The organism is Bacillus sp. FSL R5-0576, from assembly GCF_038004765.1.
Taxonomy (GTDB): domain Bacteria; phylum Bacillota; class Bacilli; order Bacillales; family Bacillaceae; genus Bacillus; species Bacillus subtilis.
The window spans coordinates 1,571,751-1,594,419 of record NZ_JBBORU010000001.1 but is presented as its reverse complement, the minus strand read 5'-3'; the positions used below and the strand labels follow the sequence as shown (position 1 = coordinate 1,594,419).

27 protein-coding genes are annotated in these 22,669 nt (G+C 41.6%); all 27 read right to left on the bottom strand.

What is annotated here, in order from left to right:
- Positions 1–26 precede the first annotated feature (26 nt).
- The 27 genes from cdsA to flgG all read right to left on the bottom strand — a co-directional run bounded on the left by cdsA (position 27) and on the right by flgG (position 22,654).
- Positions 27–836: a phosphatidate cytidylyltransferase gene (gene cdsA / locus NX903_RS08275; protein WP_003231924.1), complete on the bottom strand. Its 810-nt coding sequence runs from the start codon at positions 834–836 to the stop codon at positions 27–29.
- Positions 837–839: 3 nt separating this feature from the next.
- Positions 840–1,622: an isoprenyl transferase gene (locus NX903_RS08270; RefSeq protein WP_003231925.1), complete on the bottom strand. Its 783-nt coding sequence runs from the start codon at positions 1,620–1,622 to the stop codon at positions 840–842.
- Between the two features lie 130 nt (positions 1,623–1,752).
- Positions 1,753–2,310: a ribosome recycling factor gene (frr, locus tag NX903_RS08265; RefSeq protein WP_003231927.1), complete on the bottom strand. Its 558-nt coding sequence runs from the start codon at positions 2,308–2,310 to the stop codon at positions 1,753–1,755.
- A 1-nt stretch (position 2,311) separates the two neighbouring features.
- Complete coding sequence (pyrH, locus tag NX903_RS08260; RefSeq protein ID WP_003220923.1) at positions 2,312–3,034, bottom strand: UMP kinase; 723 nt, start codon at positions 3,032–3,034, stop codon at positions 2,312–2,314.
- Between the two features lie 145 nt (positions 3,035–3,179).
- Complete coding sequence (tsf, locus tag NX903_RS08255) at positions 3,180–4,061, bottom strand: translation elongation factor Ts (RefSeq protein WP_086343840.1); 882 nt, start codon at positions 4,059–4,061, stop codon at positions 3,180–3,182.
- A 101-nt stretch (positions 4,062–4,162) separates the two neighbouring features.
- Positions 4,163–4,903, bottom strand: coding sequence for a 30S ribosomal protein S2 (gene rpsB / locus NX903_RS08250; protein ID WP_003220918.1), 741 nt, complete (start codon positions 4,901–4,903; stop codon positions 4,163–4,165).
- A 143-nt stretch (positions 4,904–5,046) separates the two neighbouring features.
- The gene (gene swrB, locus NX903_RS08245; protein WP_046160407.1) at positions 5,047–5,550 is read right to left on the bottom strand and encodes a swarming motility protein SwrB; all 504 of its coding nucleotides are present in this window, start codon (positions 5,548–5,550) and stop codon (positions 5,047–5,049) included.
- A 28-nt stretch (positions 5,551–5,578) separates the two neighbouring features.
- Complete coding sequence (sigD, locus tag NX903_RS08240) at positions 5,579–6,343, bottom strand: RNA polymerase sigma-28 factor SigD (protein WP_003220911.1); 765 nt, start codon at positions 6,341–6,343, stop codon at positions 5,579–5,581.
- Positions 6,344–6,365: 22 nt separating this feature from the next.
- Positions 6,366–6,866, bottom strand: coding sequence for a chemoreceptor glutamine deamidase CheD (gene cheD / locus NX903_RS08235; RefSeq protein ID WP_014476818.1), 501 nt, complete (start codon positions 6,864–6,866; stop codon positions 6,366–6,368).
- On the bottom strand, positions 6,863–7,492 hold the full coding sequence (gene cheC, locus NX903_RS08230; protein WP_003231935.1) for a CheY-P phosphatase CheC: 630 nt from the start codon (positions 7,490–7,492) through the stop codon (positions 6,863–6,865). Before cheC ends, cheD begins: the two co-directional genes overlap by 4 nt.
- An 18-nt stretch (positions 7,493–7,510) precedes the next feature.
- A complete protein-coding gene (gene cheW / locus NX903_RS08225) occupies positions 7,511–7,981 on the bottom strand; it encodes a chemotaxis protein CheW (RefSeq protein WP_003231938.1) in 471 nt (156 codons plus the stop codon).
- A gap of 21 nt (positions 7,982–8,002) precedes the next feature.
- Positions 8,003–10,021: a chemotaxis protein CheA gene (cheA, locus tag NX903_RS08220; RefSeq protein WP_144486626.1), complete on the bottom strand. Its 2,019-nt coding sequence runs from the start codon at positions 10,019–10,021 to the stop codon at positions 8,003–8,005.
- 5 nt (positions 10,022–10,026) lie between these two features.
- Positions 10,027–11,100 (bottom strand): protein-glutamate O-methylesterase CheB, encoded by a 1,074-nt coding sequence (gene cheB / locus NX903_RS08215; RefSeq protein WP_024571387.1) that lies wholly within the window; start codon positions 11,098–11,100, stop codon positions 10,027–10,029.
- Between the two features lies 1 nt (position 11,101).
- Positions 11,102–11,998 (bottom strand): flagellum location/number ATPase FlhG, encoded by an 897-nt coding sequence (gene flhG / locus NX903_RS08210; protein ID WP_086343838.1) that lies wholly within the window; start codon positions 11,996–11,998, stop codon positions 11,102–11,104.
- Complete coding sequence (gene flhF, locus NX903_RS08205) at positions 11,989–13,089, bottom strand: flagellar biosynthesis protein FlhF (protein WP_086343837.1); 1,101 nt, start codon at positions 13,087–13,089, stop codon at positions 11,989–11,991. The genes flhG and flhF overlap by 10 nt, the downstream gene beginning before the upstream one ends.
- Positions 13,089–15,122, bottom strand: a complete 2,034-nt coding sequence (gene flhA, locus NX903_RS08200) for a flagellar biosynthesis protein FlhA (protein WP_033883352.1) — start codon at positions 15,120–15,122, stop codon at positions 13,089–13,091. The genes flhF and flhA overlap by 1 nt, the downstream gene beginning before the upstream one ends.
- Before the next feature lie 32 nt (positions 15,123–15,154).
- Positions 15,155–16,237, bottom strand: coding sequence for a flagellar biosynthesis protein FlhB (gene flhB, locus NX903_RS08195; RefSeq protein ID WP_003231949.1), 1,083 nt, complete (start codon positions 16,235–16,237; stop codon positions 15,155–15,157).
- The gene (gene fliR / locus NX903_RS08190) at positions 16,237–17,016 is read right to left on the bottom strand and encodes a flagellar biosynthetic protein FliR (protein WP_003245510.1); all 780 of its coding nucleotides are present in this window, start codon (positions 17,014–17,016) and stop codon (positions 16,237–16,239) included. The genes flhB and fliR overlap by 1 nt, the downstream gene beginning before the upstream one ends.
- Positions 17,017–17,023: 7 nt before the next feature.
- Positions 17,024–17,293, bottom strand: coding sequence for a flagellar biosynthesis protein FliQ (gene fliQ / locus NX903_RS08185; protein ID WP_003220888.1), 270 nt, complete (start codon positions 17,291–17,293; stop codon positions 17,024–17,026).
- A 14-nt stretch (positions 17,294–17,307) separates the two neighbouring features.
- A complete protein-coding gene (gene fliP / locus NX903_RS08180) occupies positions 17,308–17,973 on the bottom strand; it encodes a flagellar type III secretion system pore protein FliP (protein ID WP_003245692.1) in 666 nt (221 codons plus the stop codon).
- On the bottom strand, positions 17,966–18,625 hold the full coding sequence (gene fliZ / locus NX903_RS08175; protein WP_076457714.1) for a flagella biosynthesis regulatory protein FliZ: 660 nt from the start codon (positions 18,623–18,625) through the stop codon (positions 17,966–17,968). The genes fliP and fliZ overlap by 8 nt, the downstream gene beginning before the upstream one ends.
- 14 nt (positions 18,626–18,639) lie before the next feature.
- Entirely contained in the window at positions 18,640–19,002 is a 363-nt protein-coding gene (cheY, locus tag NX903_RS08170) for a chemotaxis protein CheY (RefSeq protein ID WP_014476812.1), read from the bottom strand.
- Positions 19,003–19,027: 25 nt separating this feature from the next.
- On the bottom strand, positions 19,028–20,164 hold the full coding sequence (gene fliY, locus NX903_RS08165) for a flagellar motor switch phosphatase FliY (RefSeq protein WP_014479788.1): 1,137 nt from the start codon (positions 20,162–20,164) through the stop codon (positions 19,028–19,030).
- Positions 20,154–21,152: a flagellar motor switch protein FliM gene (gene fliM / locus NX903_RS08160; protein WP_003220879.1), complete on the bottom strand. Its 999-nt coding sequence runs from the start codon at positions 21,150–21,152 to the stop codon at positions 20,154–20,156. Before fliM ends, fliY begins: the two co-directional genes overlap by 11 nt.
- 33 nt (positions 21,153–21,185) lie before the next feature.
- Complete coding sequence (gene fliL / locus NX903_RS08155) at positions 21,186–21,608, bottom strand: flagellar basal body-associated protein FliL (protein ID WP_003231964.1); 423 nt, start codon at positions 21,606–21,608, stop codon at positions 21,186–21,188.
- On the bottom strand, positions 21,605–21,820 hold the full coding sequence (gene swrD / locus NX903_RS08150) for a swarming motility protein SwrD (protein WP_003231966.1): 216 nt from the start codon (positions 21,818–21,820) through the stop codon (positions 21,605–21,607). The genes fliL and swrD overlap by 4 nt, the downstream gene beginning before the upstream one ends.
- Before the next feature lie 39 nt (positions 21,821–21,859).
- Positions 21,860–22,654 (bottom strand): flagellar basal body rod protein FlgG, encoded by a 795-nt coding sequence (gene flgG, locus NX903_RS08145; RefSeq protein ID WP_024572497.1) that lies wholly within the window; start codon positions 22,652–22,654, stop codon positions 21,860–21,862.
- Positions 22,655–22,669: the final 15 nt, after the last annotated feature.

The following is a 22,669-nucleotide window of genomic DNA, read 5'->3' as shown; positions in this document are numbered from 1 at the left end:
CAGTCTCATATTCATACTAGACTTTTTTATGAAAAAAGGGCAAGCAGAAAGTACAAGAAAGGCATGACAAACAAGAAACTGTCAAAACGGTCTAATATACCGCCATGCCCAGGAAGAATATTCCCAGAATCCTTTACATCGTAATGTCTTTTCAACGCGGATTCCACTAAATCTCCCAGTTGTCCAAAAACAGACAAAAACAGCGTGATCAACAGCAGATAGATATACGGGATCGGAAGTTGTGCAACAAGCTGAAAAATCGTCGCCAATACAAGTGCGATGACAATTCCGCCTGCAAACCCTTCCACTGTTTTATTCGGACTGATTTCAGGCCACAGTTTCCGCTTCCCAAGCGATTTACCGACAAAATAGGCACCGGAATCGGTGGACCAAATGACAACACACGCATAAAAAATGTATGTTAATCCGTATTGGTCAAGATTTCTGATTTCGATAAAATAATGAAAACACATTCCGATGTAAATTGCTGCAAGCGTAATAAATCCGACTTCATCAAAAGTAAAGGTGTTCTTGACCAACACTGTGTAAGTCAGCAATAGCAATACCGCAAATAAAGCGATTTCCATTTTGGAAATTCCGTCCGCTTCAAAAAACGAATACTGGCTTGGCAATAAGAACATCCACAATAATAAAAGACCGATCAAACCCGGCAGTGAAACCAGCTTCAGCTTTTTCATCCGTAAAAGTTCAAAAAGCGCCACACTGCCCATAGCATAAATTAATATGGTGAACGGCAATTTCCCGACAATAACCAAAAATAAAAATACAATTGCTGCCAGAACACCTGTCAAAATTCTTTGTTTCATGTCCACCATCCTCTAAATTCCGCCAAACCTCCGGCCTCTCTGCTGAAACTCTCCTAACGCCTGCAAGAAGTGGTCTTCTTTAAAGTCAGGCCACAAGACGTCAGTAAAGACAAATTCACTGTAGGCAACCTGCCATAGCATAAAATTACTCAGCCTTATCTCGCCGCTCGTTCGAATTAAAAGTTCAGGATCCTGCAAAGATTCAGTCATCAAATAAGTAGAAAAAAGCGATTCATCAATGTCTTCAATATTCAAAGAGCCTTCCTTCACTTTTTCCGCGAGTGATTTTGCAGCACTGACAATTTCAGTACGGCCTCCATAGTTAAGAGCAAAATTAAGGATCATTCCGTCGTTTTGCGCCGTGTCCTGTACAGCTTTTTCAATCGCACGTAATGTGTGCGCCGGCAAAGCCGTTTCATCCCCAATGATCCGAACCTGTACATTTTCCTCAACAAGCTCTGGAAGATACGTATTCAAAAATTCTTCCGGAAGCTTCATTAAAAAATCGACTTCCATTTTCGGTCTTTTCCAGTTTTCTGTTGAAAATGCATACAATGTCAGTACTTTGACACCTAATTCGTTTGCGAGCTTCGTGGTCCTTTTTACCACCTTCATCCCTTCATGGTGGCCTGCAATTCTGGGAAGAGAGCGTTTTTTAGCCCAACGGCCATTTCCATCCATGATAATGGCGATGTGTTCGGGAATTTCTCCCTTAAGTATGTCTTCTTTTGTATAACGTTCTAAGTTGGAAGCCGCAGTTTGCTGATTCTTCCAATTTTTGAGTATGTTGAGCATGAGATTCCTCCGTCACCCAAAAAGGTTACATTCCCTGCTGATAATCAATGTAATCAACAGTATTAACAAAAAAACCCCCTGTAAACATGAGAGGGTCTTTTCACTATTATCTATTGTACATAGTTTTTCATTAAACTTCCATGATTTCTTTTTCTTTGTCTTTTGTGACACTGTCAATTTTTGACACATATTCATCTGTCAGTTTTTGAACGTCTTCAGTGGAAGCACGCAGTTCATCCTCAGTAATGTCTCCGTTTTTCTCAAGTTTTTTGAGATCATCGTTAGCATCACGGCGAACGTTACGAACAGCTACTTTTGCTTCTTCAGCATATTTTTTTACAACTTTCACTAATTCTTTCCGTCTCTCTTCTGTTAGTGCCGGAATTGCAATCCGAATCATATTGCCGTCACTTGTTGGTGTAAGACCTAAATCAGCTTTTAAAATTGCTTTTTCGATATCGCCGATTGCTGTTTTGTCGTATGGCGTGATAACGAGCATACGAGCTTCAGGCACGTTAATAGAAGACAACTGATTTAAAGGTGTCTGCGCTCCGTAATATTCAACCGTTACTTTATCTAATAATGATGGATTTGCACGGCCTGCGCGTACAGTAGCCAATTCGCGCTGATAAGCAGCAATTGCTTTTTCCATTTTTTCTTTTGTTTGAGTTAATACTTCTTTTGACACGTTATTTCCCCCTCACGATCGTTCCGATTGATTCACCGATAACGGCACGTTTGATATTTCCTTCTTCCATAATAGAAAAGACGATAAGCGGAATGTCATTGTCCATACATAAAGAGGAAGCTGTTGAATCCATGACTTCCAGGCCGTCTTTAAGAACGTCAAGATAAGAAAGTGATTCATACTTAACAGCTGATTCATCTTTTCTAGGATCAGCATTATACACACCGTCAACGTTATTTTTAGCCATTAAAATAACGTCTGCCTCAATTTCAGCAGCCCGCAGTGCAGCTGTCGTATCAGTTGAGAAATATGGGTTTCCTGTGCCCGCAGCGAAAATAACGACACGTTTTTTCTCTAAGTGGCGTATCGCTTTTCTTCTTATGTACGGTTCAGCAACTTGTCTCATTTCAATGGATGTTTGCACTCTGGACTGGATTCCGAGTGTTTCCAAGCTGTCTTGAAGAGCAAGCGAATTCATTACTGTCGCCAGCATTCCCATATAGTCAGCAGTCGCGCGGTCCATGCCCAGGTCACTTCCTGTTTTTCCGCGCCATAAGTTGCCGCCGCCTACTACAACAGCCACTTCGACTTCAAGCTCAGCGATTTCCTTCACTTGCTTTGCAATGGATTGAATGACAGTCGGGTTAATTCCATTTCCCTGTTCTCCTGCCAATGCTTCCCCGCTAAGCTTTAATACGATACGTTTGTATTTTGGTTTTTCCATGATAACCTCCAAGTGTAAACATTGCCGTTTTCTATTATGCAAGAGAAAAAAAGGTTTGTAAATATAGTTTTAAAAATAGGGAACACAAAATGTGTCCCCTATACTGCCTGAAAAGACGCGACTTAGCCGCGAAATCTTTTCACCATTATTTTTTCACTTGGTTCATTACTTCTTCAGCAAAGTTTTCTTGACGTTTTTCGATGCCTTCTCCAACTTCATAGCGGACAAAAGTTTGAACAGTAGCGTTTTTCGCTGCAATAACTTGTTTCACTTTTTCATCTGGGTTTTTAACGAACGCTTGGTCTAATAGACAAATTTCTTCGAAGAATTTGTTCAGACGGCCTTCAACCATTTTCGCTACGATGTTTTCAGGTTTGCCTTCTTGGAGGGCTTGCTGAGTTAAGATTTGACGCTCATGATTTGTTTCTTCTTCAGATACTTGATCACGAGAAATGTAACGAGGGTTAACTGCAGCAACGTGCATTGCGATATCTTTCGCAGTTTCTTCATCAGTTGTACCGTTGAGAACAGTTAATACACCAATGCGGCCGCCCATGTGAAGGTACGCACCGAATGCAGAGCTTTCGTCTTTTGTAAGAACTGTAAAGCGACGAAGAGTGATTTTCTCACCGATTTTAGCAACTGCGCTTGTGATGTACTCTTCAACAGTTGAGCCATTTTCCATTTTTTGACCCATTGCTTCTTCAACATCTGCTGGCGTGTTTGCAAGAAGGTGGTCAGCTAAAGTGTTAAGAAGCTCTTTGAAGCCTTCGTTTTTCGCAACGAAATCAGTTTCAGAGTTTACTTCCAGGATAACGCCTTTGTTACCGTCAGTTTTAATAAGAGTAGAACCTTCTGCTGCGATACGGTCAGCTTTTTTCGCTGCTTTTGCAATCCCTTTTTCTCTTAAAAGGTCAATTGCTTTGTCCATATCTCCGTCAGTTTCAGTTAACGCTTTTTTACAATCCATCATGCCCGCGCCAGTTTTTTCACGCAGTTCTTTTACTTGCTGTGCAGTAATTGCCATTTGTATTCCTCCTTATATGTTTAAACAAGAGTATGTATATTACACATTTTTCTTGAAAAAAGGTGATAAAAGGCAGTCCCTCTTATCACCTTTTGAATAGGTTACGCAGTTGTTGTTTCTGTTTCTGGTGCAGTTTCTTCAGCAACTTCCGCTTCTTCTTCGCCTTGCTTCGCTTCTAAGATTGCATCTGCCATTTTAGAAGTTAGAAGTTTAACAGCGCGGATAGCGTCATCGTTCGCTGGGATAACAACATCGATTTCATCTGGATCACAGTTAGTATCTACGATACCGATGATAGGGATGTTTAATTTGCGAGCTTCCGCAACAGCGATGCGCTCTTTGCGAGGATCGATGATGAATAATGCATCAGGAAGATCCTTCATATCTTTAATTCCGCCTAGGAATTTTTCAAGACGCTCTAATTCTTTTTTCAATTGAACGACTTCTTTTTTAGGAAGTACATCAAACGTACCGTTTTCTTGCATTTTTTCAATGTCTTTAAGACGTTTAATACGTTTTTGGATTGTTTCAAAGTTTGTTAATGTACCGCCCAACCAGCGTTGGTTGACATAGTACATGCCAGAGCGTTGAGCTTCTTCTTTAACAGAATCTTGAGCTTGTTTTTTTGTTCCGACGAAAAGGATTTTTCCGCCTTCAGCAGCAAGATTTTTAGTGAAGTTGTAAGCTTCCTCTACTTTTTTGACTGTTTTTTGAAGGTCAATGATGTAGATTCCGTTACGCTCCGTGAAAATGTAACGCTTCATTTTTGGGTTCCAACGGCGTGTTTGGTGACCGAAGTGAACACCAGCTTCAAGCAATTGCTTCATAGAAATGACTGACATGTTATTTCCTCCTAATATAATGGTTTTTTTCCTCCGCTTAGGTCATTTTTGTGCAGAACTGCCGCCTGCAGCACCCTCTGCATAAATCGTTAAGCGTGTGTATTTAACACCAAGACATAATATAACACAGCTTTATCCGACAATCAAGAATCCTTTACACCTTTGGAGCGAAATTTTAAAAATAGCTCGATTTCTGTCTTTCCGCTCTTCATTTTCTGGGCAATCTGACTTGCCGAATATCCCTGTTCATATAATTCTATGACCTGGTCTTCAAATGATTGGACCTCACTGTTTACGATCTCTTCCCGACGGTCAACCTCTGTAATCAGACCTTCAATATGTTCAGGAAGATTCTCTGCCTCTTGAACTGGATCCCGCTCTTGATATGTTTCAGAGTGCTGAATGCCTGGTTTTTGGGATTCTTCATCTGATTGACTTGCAGATGAAGCTTTATTTTCTATCAGTTTCTCATTTTCTTCTTTTAATTCAAGCAGAAATGCCGCCAAGGTGTTTTCCGTCTCTTCAAGTATCTGTTTTTGCTGTTTTTCTGTTTCTTTCACTGCAGCGAGCCTCGTATACAGGATAATGACAGCGTACAGAAGAACGCCGTGGAGCGTAAAGCTTAAAAGCCATAATAGTGTTGACATGTTTTTCACTCGCTAACCATGAAATTCATTATTGTATCACTTTTTCCAGCAGATTCTTTAATTTAAATAATGCCTTTGAATGGATCTGAGATATGCGGGACGTAGAGAGATTTAATACTTGTCCGATTTCTGTCAGTGTCAACTCCTCTTTGTAGAACAAACTGACAACCAGCTGTTCTTTTTCAGAGAGTTCGTGAATTTTTTCCGCAAGCTGTGCAATCAGTTCATCCTTCATAATCTTTTCTTCAGGCGGAACATTTTTGTCATCTCTGATCATGACTTGAATGTTTTCCCCGTCATCTTGATCATGGAGCTTTTCATCAATTGACAGCAGATTTGCAAAAAAACCTTCATTCATTGTTGACACGACATCCTGTACCGTCATTCCGAGTTCCTCTGCAATTTCCGCGGGCGATACATTCCGAAGATACCGCTGTTCAAGCTTTTCAATTGCCGCTTCAACCTTCTTTGTTTTTTCGCGTGAGGTTCTGGGCAGCCAATCTTCTTTACGAAGCCCGTCTATGATTGCGCCGCGAATTCTAAACGAGGCGTAGGTATCAAATTTTAAGTCCCGGCTGGGGTCAAATTTTTCAAGGGCATCATATAAACCAAGCATACCAAGGCTCATAAGATCGTCTTTATGCACTGATTTCGGCAGCCCGACAGAAATTCTGCCTACATGATATGTGACAAGCGGCATGTAACGGCGCATTAAGTCGTCACCGGCTTTAGGATCTTTCCACTCTTTCCAGCGCGTCCAAAGCACCTGATCTTCATAATTCAAGGATTGCATTGTTATCCCCCTAATACCTTAATTAAATCGTTTTTTCACCTTGTTTAACAGTTCGAATATGCAGCATGCAGGACTTCGGTTCAAATTCTATCGTCCGGCCGCTTGAGCCGCCCGTATCTTCACTAATAATAGGAATATTAAATAAAGACAGCTGTTCTTTTATCGCTAATACATTTCTCGGTCCGATCTTCATCAAATCATTTGTCGATTTAAATTTAAACATCTCTGATCCGCCGGCCAGCTTTGCTTTTAATGCAAATTTCCGGCATCCCGCTTCTATCAGCATATCAATCGTGGTCTTTACGGCGGTGTCAGCGTACTTAGCCCGGTTGAGCTCGGCAGTTTTCGATAACGTCGAATCCGGAAGCATGACATGAACAAGACCCGCCGTTTGCTTTTCTTTATCATAAAGCACCAGCCCCACACATGAGCCCAACCCAGAGGTCCGAATGGTATCCGGGAAGCGGGCGATCTTCACGTCAGCAATCCCAACCTTTATAACAACAGCCTCAGTTGTACTCATAATGATGCACCTAAGGCGACAAAGAGCTTTTCAAATGAATCATAGTCCGGCAGCATAAACATATGCGCTTTCAGCTCCTGCTGATGGCTTTGGTCAAAAATTGACGTGTCGACAACAATGGCGTGTTCTCCAACCTGACTGAGCTCCATCAGCCCTTCGCTGATCACAGCTCCGAACATGTCCAATGAGACTTCAGGAACACTTGGATAGAGCTGGAGTTTCGTCAAATCCGCCAAAGCTGTTAAATATGACCCCGCTAAAATATTGCCCAGTTCATGCAAAGCGGATGAGCTCATGTGGTCTTCACCTAAGTCCTCTATGTCAAAGTCGGGGTTTCCAATCAGTTCTCTGATAAACTGCTCCGCCTGAAAAAAAGGCATTATAAAGAACATTGAACCCGTTAAATCGCCTTCCATTCTTAAAAAGATACTGGCAACCGGGACATCGGCACCGCCGAAAAAATCAACAAGCTCATCAAAAGACAGCAGCTTTGCAAATGGGACTTCCATATCTATCTTTCTATTTAACAGCTGGGCCATTGCAGAGGCGGAGTGGCCGGCGCCTATATTGCCGACTTCCCGCAAAATGTCCATCTGCTCTTCTTTGATTCCATTAAAAATACTCATGTCATAACCCCTTTAAGATTAAGCTTGATCGGGCACAGCGGACTGAGATGATTCCTTATCCAAAACCGCGTTCGCATCAATAATATTTAAGAGTCTGTTCTCTTGTTTCACAATCTGTTCGATCGACACATCCGTATCTTTCTGAACGCCTTCTGGAGCAGATTCTATTTCACTTTCGTGTACGGTAATCACATCATTCGCTTCATCCACAATCCAGCCGACTTCAATATCACGATAAGCAATAATGATAATTCGTGTTTCATCGGTAATTTCATACTCTGGCAAATTCAGGCGTTTTCTTAAATCAATAACCGGAGTCACCACCCCGCGTAAATTGATTACCCCGCAAATATATGGTTCGACGCCAGGTACCCTCGTTGGCTTTTGCCATTTTTCAATTGATTTCACCTGAGTGACGGAAATGGCATATTCTTTGCCATTTACCATAAAGACTATCATTTTTTCGCCTGTTTTAATTTCTGCAGTCATGTGAGACACCTCCTCGAATGGTTAAATAATCAGTGCATTACAATCAATAATGAGCGCTACTTCTCCGTCTCCTAAAATAGTAGCTCCGGAAATTGCAAAGACGTTTGTTAAATAATCTCCGAGTGATTTCAGCACAACTTCCTGCTGGCCAATAAAGGAGTCCACCACAAATGCAGTAGGTTTGTCGCCTTTTTTCACGACAATGATATGGAGCTGTTCCGCATCTTTTCTTGTATCTTCTATTTTAAACTCTTCTTTTAAATAAACGACAGGGACAATATGCCCTCTAAAGTCAATCACTTCACGGTCATGCGTTTGCAAAATGTCTTTTCTGTCAATAACTGCTGTCTCAATGATTGAAGAAATCGGAATGGCAAATGTCTCTTCTTCCAACTTAATCAGCAGAACTGAAATAATAGACAAGGTAAGCGGCAGCTGGATGCTGAATAGAGAGCCTTGACCCTCGGCTGATTTCACACTGACTGAACCGCCAAGAGACTCCAGTTTGTTTTTTACAACGTCAAGTCCGACACCGCGGCCGGAAATATCAGAAATTTGGTCAGCAGTTGAGAACCCCGGAGCAAAAATCAATTCGTAAATTTGGTTGTCTTCTAAGGTTTCAGCTTCTTTTTCCGTTATGACCCCGCGCTCAAGCGCTTTTTCCAGAATTTTATTGCGATTAAGGCCTGCGCCGTCATCCTCTACTTCGATAAAGACATGGTTGCCGCTGTGATAAGCTTTAAGCACAACTTTTCCTGATTCCGGTTTTCCCTTTTGCAAACGTGTTTCCGGCGCCTCGATACCATGGTCAATACTGTTTCTGATCAAGTGAACGAGTGGATCTCCGATTTCATCAATTACTGTACGATCCAGTTCAGTTTCCGCACCGATGATCGAGAGTTCAATTTTTTTATTCAGCTCTTTCTGAAGCTGGCGAATCATTCTCGGGAATCTGTTAAAAACGGTTTCAACCGGGACCATTCTCATATTCAGAATAATCGATTGCAAATCTCCGGAAATTCTCGTCATTCGTTCAACCGTTTCAGTCAGTTCATTGTGCTCAAGCTCTTTTGCAATCTGCTCGAGACGCCCGCGGTCAATGACAAGCTCTTCAAATAAGTTCATTAAAGAATCAAGCCTGTCAATGTTGACACGAATTGTTTTAGATCCGCCGGCTGAATGCTTCGCCTGTTCATCGTTTTTAGCAGGCTGTTTTTGTTTCTCCTGCTTCGCAGGTACAACTGCTGCTGGTGAATCTTCTTGCTTAGATTCTTCAGGCTTTTCAGCTGATGTTAAAGGAGCCCCTTGAATGACTTCAACATGCTCAATTTCCGACACGCCATTGATTAATTGTTCAATGTCTTCCGCTGATTGATGTGTTAAGAAACAAACTTGAAAATCAGTTCCAAAATCTTCTGTTTCAAGCACTTCAGCACTTGGAATTGTTTTGGCTACTTCTCCGACTTCATTTAGTTTTTCAAACACCATATAGACACGAACTGCTTTTAACATACAGTTTTCGTTCAGAGAAATCTTGATTTCATAACGTTTGAAGCCTTGCTCCTCCGCTTCTTGTATAACTGTACGTTCAAATTCATCATATTCCCAATCAGATGCTGAACTCTGTGCTTCTGCAGGTTCCGCGGAGGCGGCGGATTCAGCGTGCGCACCATTCACATCAAGCTTGGCACTCACTTCTGAGATATCTCTTTTACCATCCCCGCCATCAATAATAGACTGAACCATTGCTTCCAGGTGATCCAGAGCTTCAAACAAAATATCCAGCCAGTCTGAGGTGACTGCCATGTCTCCGTTTCGGATTGCATCCAGCACGTTTTCAAGCAGATGGGTTAGATGTGCTAAATCCGTGTAGCCCATCGTTGCGCTCATTCCTTTTAATGTATGGGCAGCCCTGAATATATCATGTACGAGCTGAAGATCAGTCGGGTCTTTCTCTAAAAGGAGAAGCTTTTCATTACATGTTTGTAAATGTTCTTTACTCTCATCAATAAAGACATCTAAATACTGATTCATATCCATTTGAATCACACCCTCTCTTTTTTCACACAGCTTGTGATGGATGCTGCGATATCTTCCACATGTTTAATCTCATGAATGAGACCCGCTTTAACAGCAGCTTTTGGCATCCCGTATACGACACAAGATTCTTCAGACTCCGCAATGGCTTTCACATTGCCGGCTGTTAGCATGTCCTTTAGCCCAGCAGTGCCGTCACTGCCCATTCCGGTCATGATAACCGCTACTTTTTCATAATCTGTCAGTTTCCCGACAGAACGGAATAAATAATCAGCAGATGGTTTATGACGGCTTGGTGTGTCATGGTTATCAAGCACAATCTGGAGTCCTTCGCTGTTTTTAATAACGGATATGTTTTTTCCGCCCGGTGCTATGTAAACACAGCCGTTAAGAGCTGCTTCACCATCTTTTGCTTCTTTTACCTGAATGTCAGATAAATGATTCAGCCGATCAGCCAAAGAAGCAGTAAACCCTTCAGGCATGTGCTGAACGACAACCACTGGTGCGTTCAAATCCTTAGGGAGCTTCGGTATCACCTTTTGTAACGCCCGTGGACCGCCTGTTGATGTGCCGATACACACAATTTGTCTGCCCGTGCCAGGTTTCGGTTTGCTTAATTCAGGCTTAACGACAGCACGCACAATAGGTTCGGGCCGAACTGTCTGGGAAACAGGACGTTTCTGCTTGCCGGAAAGTCCTGCCGCGACGACACGCTCAACTAATTGTTCTTTAATTTTGTATAGATCCAGAGATATTGAGCCTGATGGCTTTGTGATAAAGTCAAAGGCACCGATCTCCAAACAATTAATTGTGCATTCTTTACCTTTCTCGGTCTGGCTAGACACCATAATGACCGGCAAGTTATAAATCTCAATAATTTTGCGGAGCGTATCTGTCCCATTCATGACCGGCATTTCAACATCAAGAGTAATAACATCCGGTTTTAATAATTCAATCTTCTTAAGCGCTTCTTCTCCGTTTCTCGCAGTTCCGATTACTTCTATCTGCTTTTCCTCGGTCAGAAAATCACTTATCATTTTTCTCATAAAAGCTGAATCATCAACTACAAGCACACGAATCAAATTAAGCCCTCCTCATTAAAAAAGAAGATAATTTCTCAATAAATGTCTGTTTGTCTTCTTTGTGTCTCGTTTCTTCTCTTTCAAACAAGGCGTCCGCTAAAATACGGACTGACCGGCTGGCTTTTGCCTGAGGGCTTTTTATGAAAAAAGGAACCTGTTCGACAACCGCTTTGCTCACGATCACATCGTCAGAAACGGAACCGGCAAACTGAACCTGAACATCCAAAAACATATGAATTGTACGGGAGAGGCGGGCAAAAGCGTCAAGCCCTTCCTTTTGGTCACGGCATCGATTGACAGCCACCTTCATTGAAAGCTTATTTTCTGTCAAAACCAAGTGCTTGACAGCGCTGTATGCGTCCATAATGGCCGTCGGCTCGGGAGTTGTTATAATCAAAATATCTTCTGCTGATAAAATAAAAGGCAGTTGATCTTTTGATAAGCCCGCTCCCATATCAAACAGCACATAATCGAACTGGCTTAATGCATGAGAAAGTTCATTGGCAAAAAACGTCCATTTTCTCTGATCGAGCTGAAACATCACATCAAGACCGGTTCCCCCTGATATATACCGCAAACCCTTTGGGCCAACGGATAATGACTGCAGCAAAGGCTTACGATCGGTTAAAACATCGATTATCGTGGCAGACGATGAATTTCCCATTAATATATCAATGTTTCCCATCCCGATATCAAGGTCGATGAGCAGCACCTTCTTACCTTTATCCTGCAGCGCAAGTGCCATATTTAAGGTAATATTGGATTTTCCGACACCGCCCTTGCCGCTAATGACAGCAAGTGTCTTCGCTTTTTGTGAATAAATCATCGGCAGAACGCGCTCACGTTTTTCCATTTTCGCCCGTAAAGTTGCTGCTTGGTCATATCTGTTCATCTGCACAGCATCCTCACAAAACCAAGTGGAGATACAGTCTGTATATCCTCAGGCACATTCTGTCCGTTTGTCATAAACCCGACACCTATTTTTGATTCTGCCAGTATATTAAATACAGAACCTAAGGAAGTCGTTTCATCTATTTTCGTAAAAATATACTGATTAACAGGGATGGATGAAAACCGTTTGACAATATGCTTCATATCTTCATATTTTGCAGTCGCGGATAAAACAAGAAATGACTGAATGCTGCTCTCAAAAGGAATCGTTTCTTTTAGTTCATCAATGTATTGTGGGTCCTTGAAGTTTCTTCCGGCTGTATCAACAAACACATGATCATACTCAGAAAATAACTCCTTCGCCTGCTGAAATTCTTCTTTTGTATAGCAAACTTCCAGAGGAGCCTGCAGCAGTTCAGCGTATGTTTTCAACTGTTCAACAGCTGCAATACGATACGTATCTGTTGTAATAAAAGCGATTTTTTTATGTTTTTCAAGCATAGATATGGCTGCGAGTTTAGCAAGTGTAGTTGTTTTACCAGCCCCTGTTGAACCAAAGAGAACGATATATTTTGAATGAATTGGCTCCTGCCACTTGTCTGCTGCGGGCAGCATATCGCATAGTATTTCCTGAAGTTTGCCGACAACATTTTCTTCAGTCAAGCCGCCTGCTTCAACAGAGAAGCGAAGCAATTTTTTCAGAGTGTTCGTTTTCGTAGACTCTTTGATCCCTGTTTCTTGCAAAAGCTTTTCTGCTTTTCGCAGCGGCTCAGGAAGTACAGATTGATATGCTGAAAAATCACCTAGCTCCTGTTGCGCCGGAATTTGAGGGGGATATGTTCTCTCCTCTATTTTCGGACTGCTGACCGGAGTTTTTAATGTTTGTTTCGGTTCAGCTGCCTTCTGAGGCGTTTTTTTCTCAAGAAAGTCCTGATCCAATACGGCGATTACTTCAACAGCAGGCTTGTTGACGAGGCCAAACCATTTTCGCTTTTTAATTTTTTTCGAATTTAATATGACCGCTTCATTACCTAACTCTTTTCTGATGAGAAGTGCCGCTTCTTGCATTGAAGCAGCAGTAAATTTTTTTATTTTCATTAAATATCCACCACTCCAATGCTTTGTACCTCAACATTCGCCTCAAGTTCGTTATAAGAGAGTACCGGAAGATCAGGGAAGTACCGTTCCAGAAGCTGCTTCACATACATTCTGACAGGCGGCGAGCAAAGAAGAATCGCGGTTTCCTGACGTAATGAGAGCTGTTCAGCTTCTTTGGCGACAGAGCGTACTATACTTTCTGAAATATCTGGTTCAAGTGATAAATAGTTCCCGTGTTCCGTCTGCTGCACACCGTCTGCTATTGCTTTTTCTACACGGCCCGAACAAGTAACAACCTTCAACACTTCATTTTCTTTGGCAAACTGGGCTGTAATTTGTTTAGCAAGCGCTTGTCTTGTATACTCTGTCAAGAGATCAGAATCTGTTGTTAATTTCCCATAGTCAGCAAGTGTTTCAAAAATCGTTACTAAGTTTCGAATTGAAACTTTTTCTTTTAAAAGCTTAGCAAGCACTTTCTGAATTTCACCGACAGACAATGGATTCGGCGTAACCTCTTCAACCAGGACTGGATACGATTCTTTCAAGTGATCGATCAGCTGTTTTGTCTCCTGCCTTCCGATCAATTCGTGGGCATGCTGCTTAATTTTCTCCGTAATATGCGTTGAAACGACTGATGCAGGATCAACTACTGTATAACCAAGCATGTCGGCTTCATCCTTTACCGCTTCGCTAATCCATTTAGCCGGCAGTCCGAATGAAGGCTCCACTGTTTCAATCCCTTCAATGAGATCGTCCTCAGGAGTAGGCGACATCGCTAAATAATGATCAAGCAACAGCTCGCCTTTTGCTACCTCGTTTCCTTTAATTTTCAATCGGTATTCATTAGGCTGCAACGCTATATTATCTCTGATTCGCACGACAGGAATGACAAGCCCGAGTTCCAAAGCCAACTGACGGCGTATCATAACAATTCGGTCTAATAAATCACCGCCTTGATTGGCATCAGCAAGCGGTATCAGGCCATATCCAAACTCAAATTCTATCGGATCTATATGTAGAAGCTGAACAACACTTTCAGGGCTTTTAAGCTCGTCCACCTCAGCCTCTTCCTCAAGAATCTCATCCACTTCTTCTTTTTCCTTACCTGATTTAGATAGTGTATATGCGCCAAAAGCAAGCAATCCCGCAAGCGGCCCCGTCAGAAGGATGCCGATCGGAGTGAAAATACCTAAAAGCATGATCGTAGCTGCTGCGACGTACAAAAGCTTTGGATACGCAAACAGCTGGCCTGTAATGTCATGCCCTAAGTTTCCTTCAGAGGCAGCTCTTGTGACCACAATACCCGTAGCCGTAGAAATTAACAGTGCCGGGATTTGCGAAACAATTCCATCCCCTACAGTCAGCATCGTAAAGTGTGAAGCAGCCTCTTGAATGGACATGCCCTGCTGAAGCATTCCGATCACGATTCCGAAAATAATATTGATCATCACAATGATGATTCCGGCAATGGCGTCACCTTTTACAAATTTACTGGCACCGTCCATTGCTCCATAAAAGTCTGCTTCTCTTGCCACTTTTTCGCGGCGATGCTTCGCTTCCTGTTCGGTAATCATCCCTGCGTTTAAATCAGCATCAATGCTCATCTGCTTCCCCGGCATTGCGTCCAGCGTAAACCTTGCTGCAACCTCGGAAACACGTTCAGCACCTTTTGTAATGACGATAAACTGAATAATAATAAGGATGATAAATACAACGAGTCCAACTAATACATTTCCGCCGACAACGAAATTTCCGAAAGTCTCGACGACTTTCCCTCCTTCACCGTGTGAAAGAATTGAACGGGTAGTTGAGACGTTCAAGCCCAAACGAAATAGGGTCAAAAGCAGCAACAGTGACGGAAAAATCGAAAACTGAAGCGCTTCCTGCATATTCATTGTGGTGAGAAGCACGATCAACGCAAGAGAAATATTAATAATGATCAAAATACTTAACAGCCATGGAGGAAATGGAATCACCAGCATCGCCACAATGAGGACAACACTTATTAAAACGGATAAATCTCTTGTTGACATGCTGTTTTTTCTCTCCTTTTAAATCGAAAAATTCAATATACTTTTTGTTTTGTTTTATATACGTAAGCCAGAATTTCTGCTAAAACTTTAAAAAATTCTTCCGGCACTGCCTGGTCAATTTCCACTTGATCATATAACGCACGGGCAAGCGGTCTGTTTTCTACCATCATGACATCATGCTCTTTAGCAATTTTCCTGATTTTTAACGCAAGGTGGTCGACGCCTTTTGCAACAATATAAGGTGCGTCCATTTTTTCTTCATCATATTTCAAAGCAATCGCATAGTGAGTCGGGTTTGTGATAATGACATCTGCTTTTGGAACTTCCTGCATCATCCGCCTCATCGCCATTTCCCGCTGTCTTTGTTTAATTTTAGACTTGATAATCGGGTCTCCTTCAGATTTTTTGTACTCATCTTTTATATCTTGTTTTGACATTTTGATATTTTTCTCATAGTCAAATCTCTGATATAAATAGTCGAGACCCGCAAGAATCAACAATGCACCTGCACCGCTTAGTCCCATCCACAAAGTGAGTTTTGAAACGAAAGAAAGTGCCTCTTCGGGTGTCAGGAGAGGAAGCCGGAGAATTTCTCCATAATGCAGCCAAAGCACAGCAAAAGCCGCAAAACCGACGACTACGATTTTCAAAATTGATTTAATCAGCTCTACAATCGCCCTCATACTGTATATTCGTTTAAAGCCTTTGATCGGATCCAGTTTTTCAAGCTTAGGCTGTATCACTTCAGCAGAAAATAAGAACCCAACCTGCATATAGTTGCTTACGACTCCTGCAACAAGAGCAACAAGCAAGATCGGTGCGAGTATCATGCCCATATCCTTTAATAAGCTGACAAACAATGTATGCACATTTGATTCTGAGAGCTTCATTGTGAGAGATTCGGTATAAAATGTTTCTATGAATGACAGCAGCCTGTCTCTCATATACGGACCAATTGCAATAAGCGAAAGGAATATTACCAGTAAAGAAACGGCGGTATTGACATCCGAGCTTTTGGCTACTTGCCCTTTTTTTCGCGTATCCTTCCGTTTTTTCGGAGTGGCTTTTTCTGTCTTCTCTCCCGCAAAAAACTGCAGGTCAACTCTAAGCTTCATTAAGAAACACCGACCAATGCTAAAAGATTCCGCATCGTTTCAATCGTTAAACTGAAAACATTCCGGACAACGACGAAGATAACGGACATACATACAATGAGCATGATGAAACTGACAGCGATCTTTAAAGGCAGACCGACCACAAATACATTTAACTGCGGAACAGTTCGAGCCACGATACCTAATGCTAAATCAACTAGAAACAAACTGGCCACAACCGGCGCTGACATTTGAAAAGCGATAATAAACATTGCATTAAAGCTTTTCGCGATAAAATAGGCAAACTTTTCATCGCCGAAATTCGGAAATGCCTGATCAACTGAAATATACTGAAAGCTGTAGTAAATACCGTCTAGCAGCAAATGGTGGGCATTGACACTCAGCATAAACAAAAGTGCCATCGTATAGATAAACTGGCCAATCAACGGACTTTGTGCACCGGTTTGCGGATCAATAACGTTTGCTATTGAAAATCCCATTTGAAAATCAATAAACGAGCCGGCAATCTGCACTGCGGCAATCATCATATAAGCAATTAAACCCAGACATAGGCCGACCAAAGCTTCTTTAAACGCCAAGAGCATATAGTGCTCATCTATCTCCAAAGAGGGCGGTTTATCAATGGTGCTGAAACAAATGACTGCAAGAAAAAAAGCAAATCCTATGCGATGAACAGCTGGCACATTCCGATGTCCAAATAGCGGAATCGTTACAAAAAAAGCAGAGATTCTAATAAAAACCAATAAAAAAGCAGGAAATAAGTCAATAATTGAATTCATCTCTACATTACCCTGCAAAACGATTTAAATTAGAAAACAGCTCTGTTGTAAATGAAAGAATCGTCGACAGCATCCACGGACCAAAAAAAATGAGAGCCAGGAGAACCGCCACGATTTTCGGAATAAACGCCAAAGTCTGTTCCTGGATTTGAGTTGTCGCCTGAAATATGCTGACAATTAAACCGACCAGTAAAGCAATAGCCAATAATGGCCCGCTGATCATCAGCGTTACGTATACGGCTTTTTCCGCCATAGAAATTACAAATTCTGAACTCACGTTTAGCACCTACCCTAAAAGCTCTGAAGCAAAGATTTCACAATTAAATACCAGCCGTCTACCAAAACAAAAAGTAATATTTTAAAGGGCAGAGAAATCATAACTGGAGGCAGCATCATCATTCCCATTGACATCAAGACGCTCGCCACTACCATATCTATAATTAAAAAAGGGATAAAAATCATAAAACCTATTTGAAATGCTGTTTTAAGCTCCGATATGGCAAAAGCCGGAACCATTGTTGTTAGCGGAATATCCTTTAATGATTCAGGTTTATCCATTTTCGCGTAATTCATAAACAGCGCCAGATCCTTCTGCCTTGTGTGTTTACTCATAAATTCTTTAATCGGTTCCTCAGCTTTCGTATACGCTTCATCCAAGCTGATTTTGTTGTCCATTAATGGGGTCAGCGCTTCTTTATTAATTTCTGAAAAAGTAGGAGCCATAATAAAAAATGTTAAAAACAGCGCAAGCCCGATAAGAACCTGGTTTGGGGGCATAGATTGCGTCGCAAGTGAAGTTCTGACAAATGACAGAACAATGACGATGCGAGTAAAACAAGTCATAAGAATCAATATTCCAGGCGCCACTGAAAATACAGTTAACAATAATAGTAATTTAACAGTTGAACTTACGTTTTCCGGATCGCTTGAACTGAAAATATTTATAAACTCATTCATGATGACGTGGGCCTTTCTTCTTTCCTTCAGAACGGTTTTGTTTTAACTCTTCAAGTTGCTCTTTTAATGCTTTTGAAAATGAAGGCAGTTTTTGCTGCGGCTGATGTTCAGAACTCTTATGCGGCTTCACAAACTTTTGCCACTCTATTTTGCTTGACATTGCCTCTTCATGCTGACTGAGAATGACTTCAATCTCTTTTTCATCCTCAATTTCTTTCAGCAGCTGGATCGTCTCTCCTACACCGACGACGAGCACACTTTTCCCGACCTTGATCAATTGTATGGATCTGTTCTGGCCGACCGATGTGCCGCCAATATTTTCAACATATTGAAAAGGCTTTAGGAGCCGATTTCTTTTGTTCATGAGCTTAACCAGCCCGTAAATCAGCACGATAACAAACAGTAAAGCGAAAATCATCTTTACAAAATCAAAAGCTGAGACAGAAGGAGCAGCCGCTCCCTCCGTCTCATCAGCAGTTTTTGTTGTTTTTTCTTTCTTTTGCTCTGACTTATCCGCAGTTTTTTCATCTTTCTTTTGAAACCATTCGTTTACAGTTGAATTATCAGAGTCTGCCGCGGCAGCAGCAATCGGATGTACACTGAATAAAACGAAAAAACAAATAAAAACGATAAAATATTGACTCTTTTTCAACAGTCGTACACCCTTTAACTTAATGTTTTGTTGATTGCTTCAAGCACACGGTCAGCCTGGAAAGGTTTCACAATGAAATCCTTAGCGCCGGCCTGAATGGCATCAATAACCATTGATTGCTGTCCCATAGCAGAACACATGATGATTCTTGCCTGCGCATCAATTTGTTTAATTTCTTTTAATGCTGTAATACCATCCATTTCTGGCATCGTGATATCCATAGTAACAAGGTCAGGTGAATGCTCTTTATATTTCTCTACCGCTTGTGCTCCATTTTCAGCTTCCGCCACAACTTCAAAACCATTTTTAACCAAAATATCTTTAATCATCATTCGCATAAATGCTGCGTCATCTACAATTAAAATTCTATGTGCCATAATCTATCTCTCTCCTTGTGTTTCGTTATTTTAAATTATTAATGCGCTCTGCCTGGCTTAAAATGTCAGTGACTCTTACTCCGAAGTTTTCTTCAATGACAACGACCTCGCCTTTGGCAACGATACGCTGATTAACTAAAATATCTACAGGCTCACCGGCTAATTTATCAAGCTCGATAATACTTCCGGCAGAAAGCTCTAAAATCTCTTTTACGCTTCTCTTCGTTCTGCCAAGCTCAACAGTAATTGAAAGCGGGATATCCAAAAGCATATCCAGATTATGAATAGGGGCTTGTACAGCTTCGTTTGGATCAAACGCTGAAAATTCCACCGGTGAAACCTGAACTGGCGCTGCTTTTTTTGCTGTTCCCTGCCTTTTTGGCGGCTGCTGCTGTTGCTTCGGTTCAATACGCGGCTCTGGCGTCACAGGCTCTTTCGGCTGTTCGTATGTAACTTCAGGCTGCACCGTTTCTTCTTCCTCTGCACTTTCTGAGTTCATAAGGCTTGAAATTAAATCTTTCGCAAATGTCAATGGGTAAAGCTGCATAATGCTGGAATCTATTAATTCTCCCACCTTTAAGTTGAAAGAAACTTTCACCAGCATTTCATCATCAGGAATACGGTCTGTACCCTTTTCTTCAGTAACATCCAGCAATTCAACCCGAGGAGGTGAAATATCAATTTTTTTACTGAATACAGTAGACATTGATGTGGCAGCCGATCCCATCATTTGGTTCATTGCTTCTTGAACCGCACTTAAATGGATTTCACCCAGTGAAGGGTCCGCACCTTTTCCGTCTCCCCCGATCATTAAGTCAGCAATGATCGCCGCGTCACTTTGTTCCACGACTAACAGGTTGCTTCCGCTGAAGCCCTCCGTATAATTCACTTCAATCGCTACATACGGTTCAGGAAACGCATCGCTGATTTTACTTCTTGGAATGACCGTTACGCTTGGAGTCGTAATATCGACCTTTTGATTTAAAAGCGTTGACAGTGCTGTCGCAGAACTGCCGAATGAAATATTACCGATTTCACCGATCGCATCACGCTCCATTTCCGATAAGTCATCTACTTCCGGAACCTCTGGCTCATCAAGCGTGCTGCCAGTACCGTTAAGAAGCGCGTCAATCTCATCTTGAGATAATCTATTATTCTCCATCTTGTTCACCTCTTATGTCGTGATCTAAAATTTGCACTGCCTGTTTTCGATTCACCCGGCCGGCTTGTCCTAAAAATTTCGGCTTATCTCCGACCAATACAGTAAGAGGATCCGTGACTGATTTGTCCAAAGTTATGCAGTCTCCGACTTCTAAACTTAAAAACTCTTCTATCGTCAGTTCAGATGTGCCGAGCTCGGCCACGACAGGTATTTGTGCTGTCATGATACGTTTTTCAAGCGACTTTGTTTCCTCAGGCTTTGGCTCATTTCGGTCTGATTGCATCCAATAGTGGACTGAAAGCTTCGGTATGAGCGGCTCGAGTACAATATGCGGGATACAGAGATTAATGACACCGCTGATTTCACCAATTTGAGTATTGAGCGAGATCACCACGACTGTTTCATTAGGAGATACCATCTGAACAAATTGCGGATTCACTTCAAACTCAGTCATTTCCGGTTCAATATCAGCAATTGACTGCCAAGCTTCTTTATAATTACCCAGTGCATTTTCAAATAAATTAGAAATGATTTTTGTTTCAATTTCTGTCAAACTGTCAACCTTGTTATGACTGATTCCAATCCCGCCCATGACTCGATCCATCATCGTATAAGCTATCGTGGGGTTGACCTCCATCATAATTCTTCCTTCCATCGGATGAACATCAAATAGATTTAGAATCGTCATGTTTGGAATCGATCTGATAAATTCCTCATACGGAACCTGATCAACAGAACTGACAGATATGTGAATATAGGTTCTGAGCTGAGCAGAAAAATGAGTGGTAAGAAGTCTTGCAAAATTGTCATGAATTCTCGTTAAACTGCGAATCTGATCCTTAGAAAACCGCAGCGCACGTTTGAAATCATAAACCTTGACTTTCTTCTCTTTTTCTTCTTTTTTCAGCTCTTCAGCGTCCATTTCACCAGTTGATATTGCAGAAAGCAGTGCATCTATTTCATTTTGGGAGAGAACTTCTCCTGACATTTTCCTCACCTCCGTATTCTGTCAAATTATGCTTTATTGCAGATTAAAGGAGGTAATATACACTTTTTCTACTTTTCCTTCTTGGAGGTAGCTATTTATTTTATCTTTTAGTTCCTTCTTAAAGGTTTCTTTTCCCTTGTCTCCCTCAATCTGATCAGCATTCGTATCAGCCAGCAGTGATATAACAGCGTCTTTCACTTGGAAATCACGTTTCTCAAGTTCTTCTTTTGATTTATCAGAATCAGTTTCAAGTTTAATAGCAAGACGGATAATGTTATCAGACTTTAAATTTGTTGTGATCTCTTCTACATCAACAGAAGACGCAACGATTTCATCAATACTTTTTTTCGCTTCACTTTTTTCGGACTTTCCGCCTAAAACAAAATAAGCCGCCGCCCCGAGAGCACCAATTACGATAAGAATAATTAGTAATATGATCATTAACTTTTTCTTCATTCCGGTTCCTCTATTCCTTGATCCATTGCAAATATTTGTATTTTTCGGTAGAAAGCTGCGATCTTTTCCAGAACAGCTTCTTCATCTTCTTTTACTACAAACTTCTTACCATTTGACAGAGTAATTGTAGTATCCGGAAAACATTCAATCTGTTCAATAAATAGCGCATTCAGTGTAAAGGGCTGCCCGTTCAAACGGGTTACTTTAATCATAAAACAGCGGAGAAGCGATTACTCGCCTCCCCTCCCTCCTTAACGTTTAAGGTTAACCAGTTCTTGAAGGATTTCATCAGATGTTGTAATAATTTTTGAGTTTGATTGGAATCCGCGCTGGGCTACGATCATTTCAGTAAATTCGTCAGTTAAATCGACGTTAGACATTTCGAGAAATCCTACTTTAAGGGAACCTGTTCCGCCATCACCGGGCTGGTTCGCTGCACTGGCCGTACCAGAGTTTAAAGATTCACGGTATAAGTTGCTCCCGATTTTATCCAATCCGTCACTGTTGGCAAAAGTCACAATCCCGATTTGTCCGCCGTCTTGTGATTGACCACCGGCATCAACGATCGATACCTTGCCATCAGAACCGATAGTGAAACTTTGTGCATCAGTAGGAATTTTAATTGTTCCGCCATTCATATTTAGTACATGGTAGCCATCACCTGTAACCAATGTTCCGGTATTATCTAAATAGAAGTTCCCTGCTCTTGTATAAGCTGTCCCGTCACCTGTATCAATTCGGAAGTAACCGTCGCCGTCAATTGCTAAATCAAGTGTTCTTCCTGTGCTTTGTGTCGCGCTTGTTGAATGAATTGTATCAATTGTGCCAGATGATGAACCTAAACCGATTTGCTTAGAGTTTGTTCCGCCGATTGTTGCACCAGCAGCAGAACCGCCGGCAATCGTTTGGCTTACCATATCTTTAAAGGTAACCCGGCTCTTTTTGAATCCTACTGTATTTACGTTGGCAATGTTATTGCCGATTACGTCAAGCTTTGTTTGAAAGTTTTTCATACCGCTGATTCCAGAATAAAGTGAACGTAACATAATATATTCCCCCAG

Bases quoted from the DNA above. Each gene is read 5' to 3' on its own strand.
- cdsA (WP_003231924.1), bottom strand. From the start codon at position 836: ATGGTGGACATGAAACAAAGAATTTTGACAGGTGTTCTGGCAGCAATT.
- NX903_RS08270 (WP_003231925.1), bottom strand. From the start codon at position 1,622: ATGCTCAACATACTCAAAAATTGGAAGAATCAGCAAACTGCGGCTTCC.
- pyrH (WP_003220923.1), bottom strand. From the start codon at position 3,034: ATGGAAAAACCAAAATACAAACGTATCGTATTAAAGCTTAGCGGGGAA.
- tsf (WP_086343840.1), bottom strand. From the start codon at position 4,061: ATGGCAATTACTGCACAGCAAGTAAAAGAACTGCGTGAAAAAACTGGC.
- rpsB (WP_003220918.1), bottom strand. From the start codon at position 4,903: ATGTCAGTCATTTCTATGAAGCAATTGCTTGAAGCTGGTGTTCACTTC.
- swrB (WP_046160407.1), bottom strand. From the start codon at position 5,550: ATGTCAACACTATTATGGCTTTTAAGCTTTACGCTCCACGGCGTTCTT.
- sigD (WP_003220911.1), bottom strand. From the start codon at position 6,343: ATGCAATCCTTGAATTATGAAGATCAGGTGCTTTGGACGCGCTGGAAA.
- cheD (WP_014476818.1), bottom strand. From the start codon at position 6,866: ATGAGTACAACTGAGGCTGTTGTTATAAAGGTTGGGATTGCTGACGTG.
- cheC (WP_003231935.1), bottom strand. From the start codon at position 7,492: ATGAGTATTTTTAATGGAATCAAAGAAGAGCAGATGGACATTTTGCGG.
- cheW (WP_003231938.1), bottom strand. From the start codon at position 7,981: ATGACTGCAGAAATTAAAACAGGCGAAAAAATGATAGTCTTTATGGTA.
- cheA (WP_144486626.1), bottom strand. From the start codon at position 10,021: ATGGATATGAATCAGTATTTAGATGTCTTTATTGATGAGAGTAAAGAA.
- flhF (WP_086343837.1), bottom strand. From the start codon at position 13,089: ATGAAAATAAAAAAATTTACTGCTGCTTCAATGCAAGAAGCGGCACTT.
- flhA (WP_033883352.1), bottom strand. From the start codon at position 15,122: ATGTCAACAAGAGATTTATCCGTTTTAATAAGTGTTGTCCTCATTGTG.
- flhB (WP_003231949.1), bottom strand. From the start codon at position 16,237: ATGAAGCTTAGAGTTGACCTGCAGTTTTTTGCGGGAGAGAAGACAGAA.
- fliR (WP_003245510.1), bottom strand. From the start codon at position 17,016: ATGAATTCAATTATTGACTTATTTCCTGCTTTTTTATTGGTTTTTATT.
- fliP (WP_003245692.1), bottom strand. From the start codon at position 17,973: ATGAATGAGTTTATAAATATTTTCAGTTCAAGCGATCCGGAAAACGTA.
- cheY (WP_014476812.1), bottom strand. From the start codon at position 19,002: ATGGCACATAGAATTTTAATTGTAGATGACGCAGCATTTATGCGAATG.
- fliY (WP_014479788.1), bottom strand. From the start codon at position 20,164: ATGGAGAATAATAGATTATCTCAAGATGAGATTGACGCGCTTCTTAAC.
- fliM (WP_003220879.1), bottom strand. From the start codon at position 21,152: ATGTCAGGAGAAGTTCTCTCCCAAAATGAAATAGATGCACTGCTTTCT.
- fliL (WP_003231964.1), bottom strand. From the start codon at position 21,608: ATGAAGAAAAAGTTAATGATCATATTACTAATTATTCTTATCGTAATT.
- swrD (WP_003231966.1), bottom strand. From the start codon at position 21,820: ATGATTAAAGTAACCCGTTTGAACGGGCAGCCCTTTACACTGAATGCG.
- flgG (WP_024572497.1), bottom strand. From the start codon at position 22,654: ATGTTACGTTCACTTTATTCTGGAATCAGCGGTATGAAAAACTTTCAA.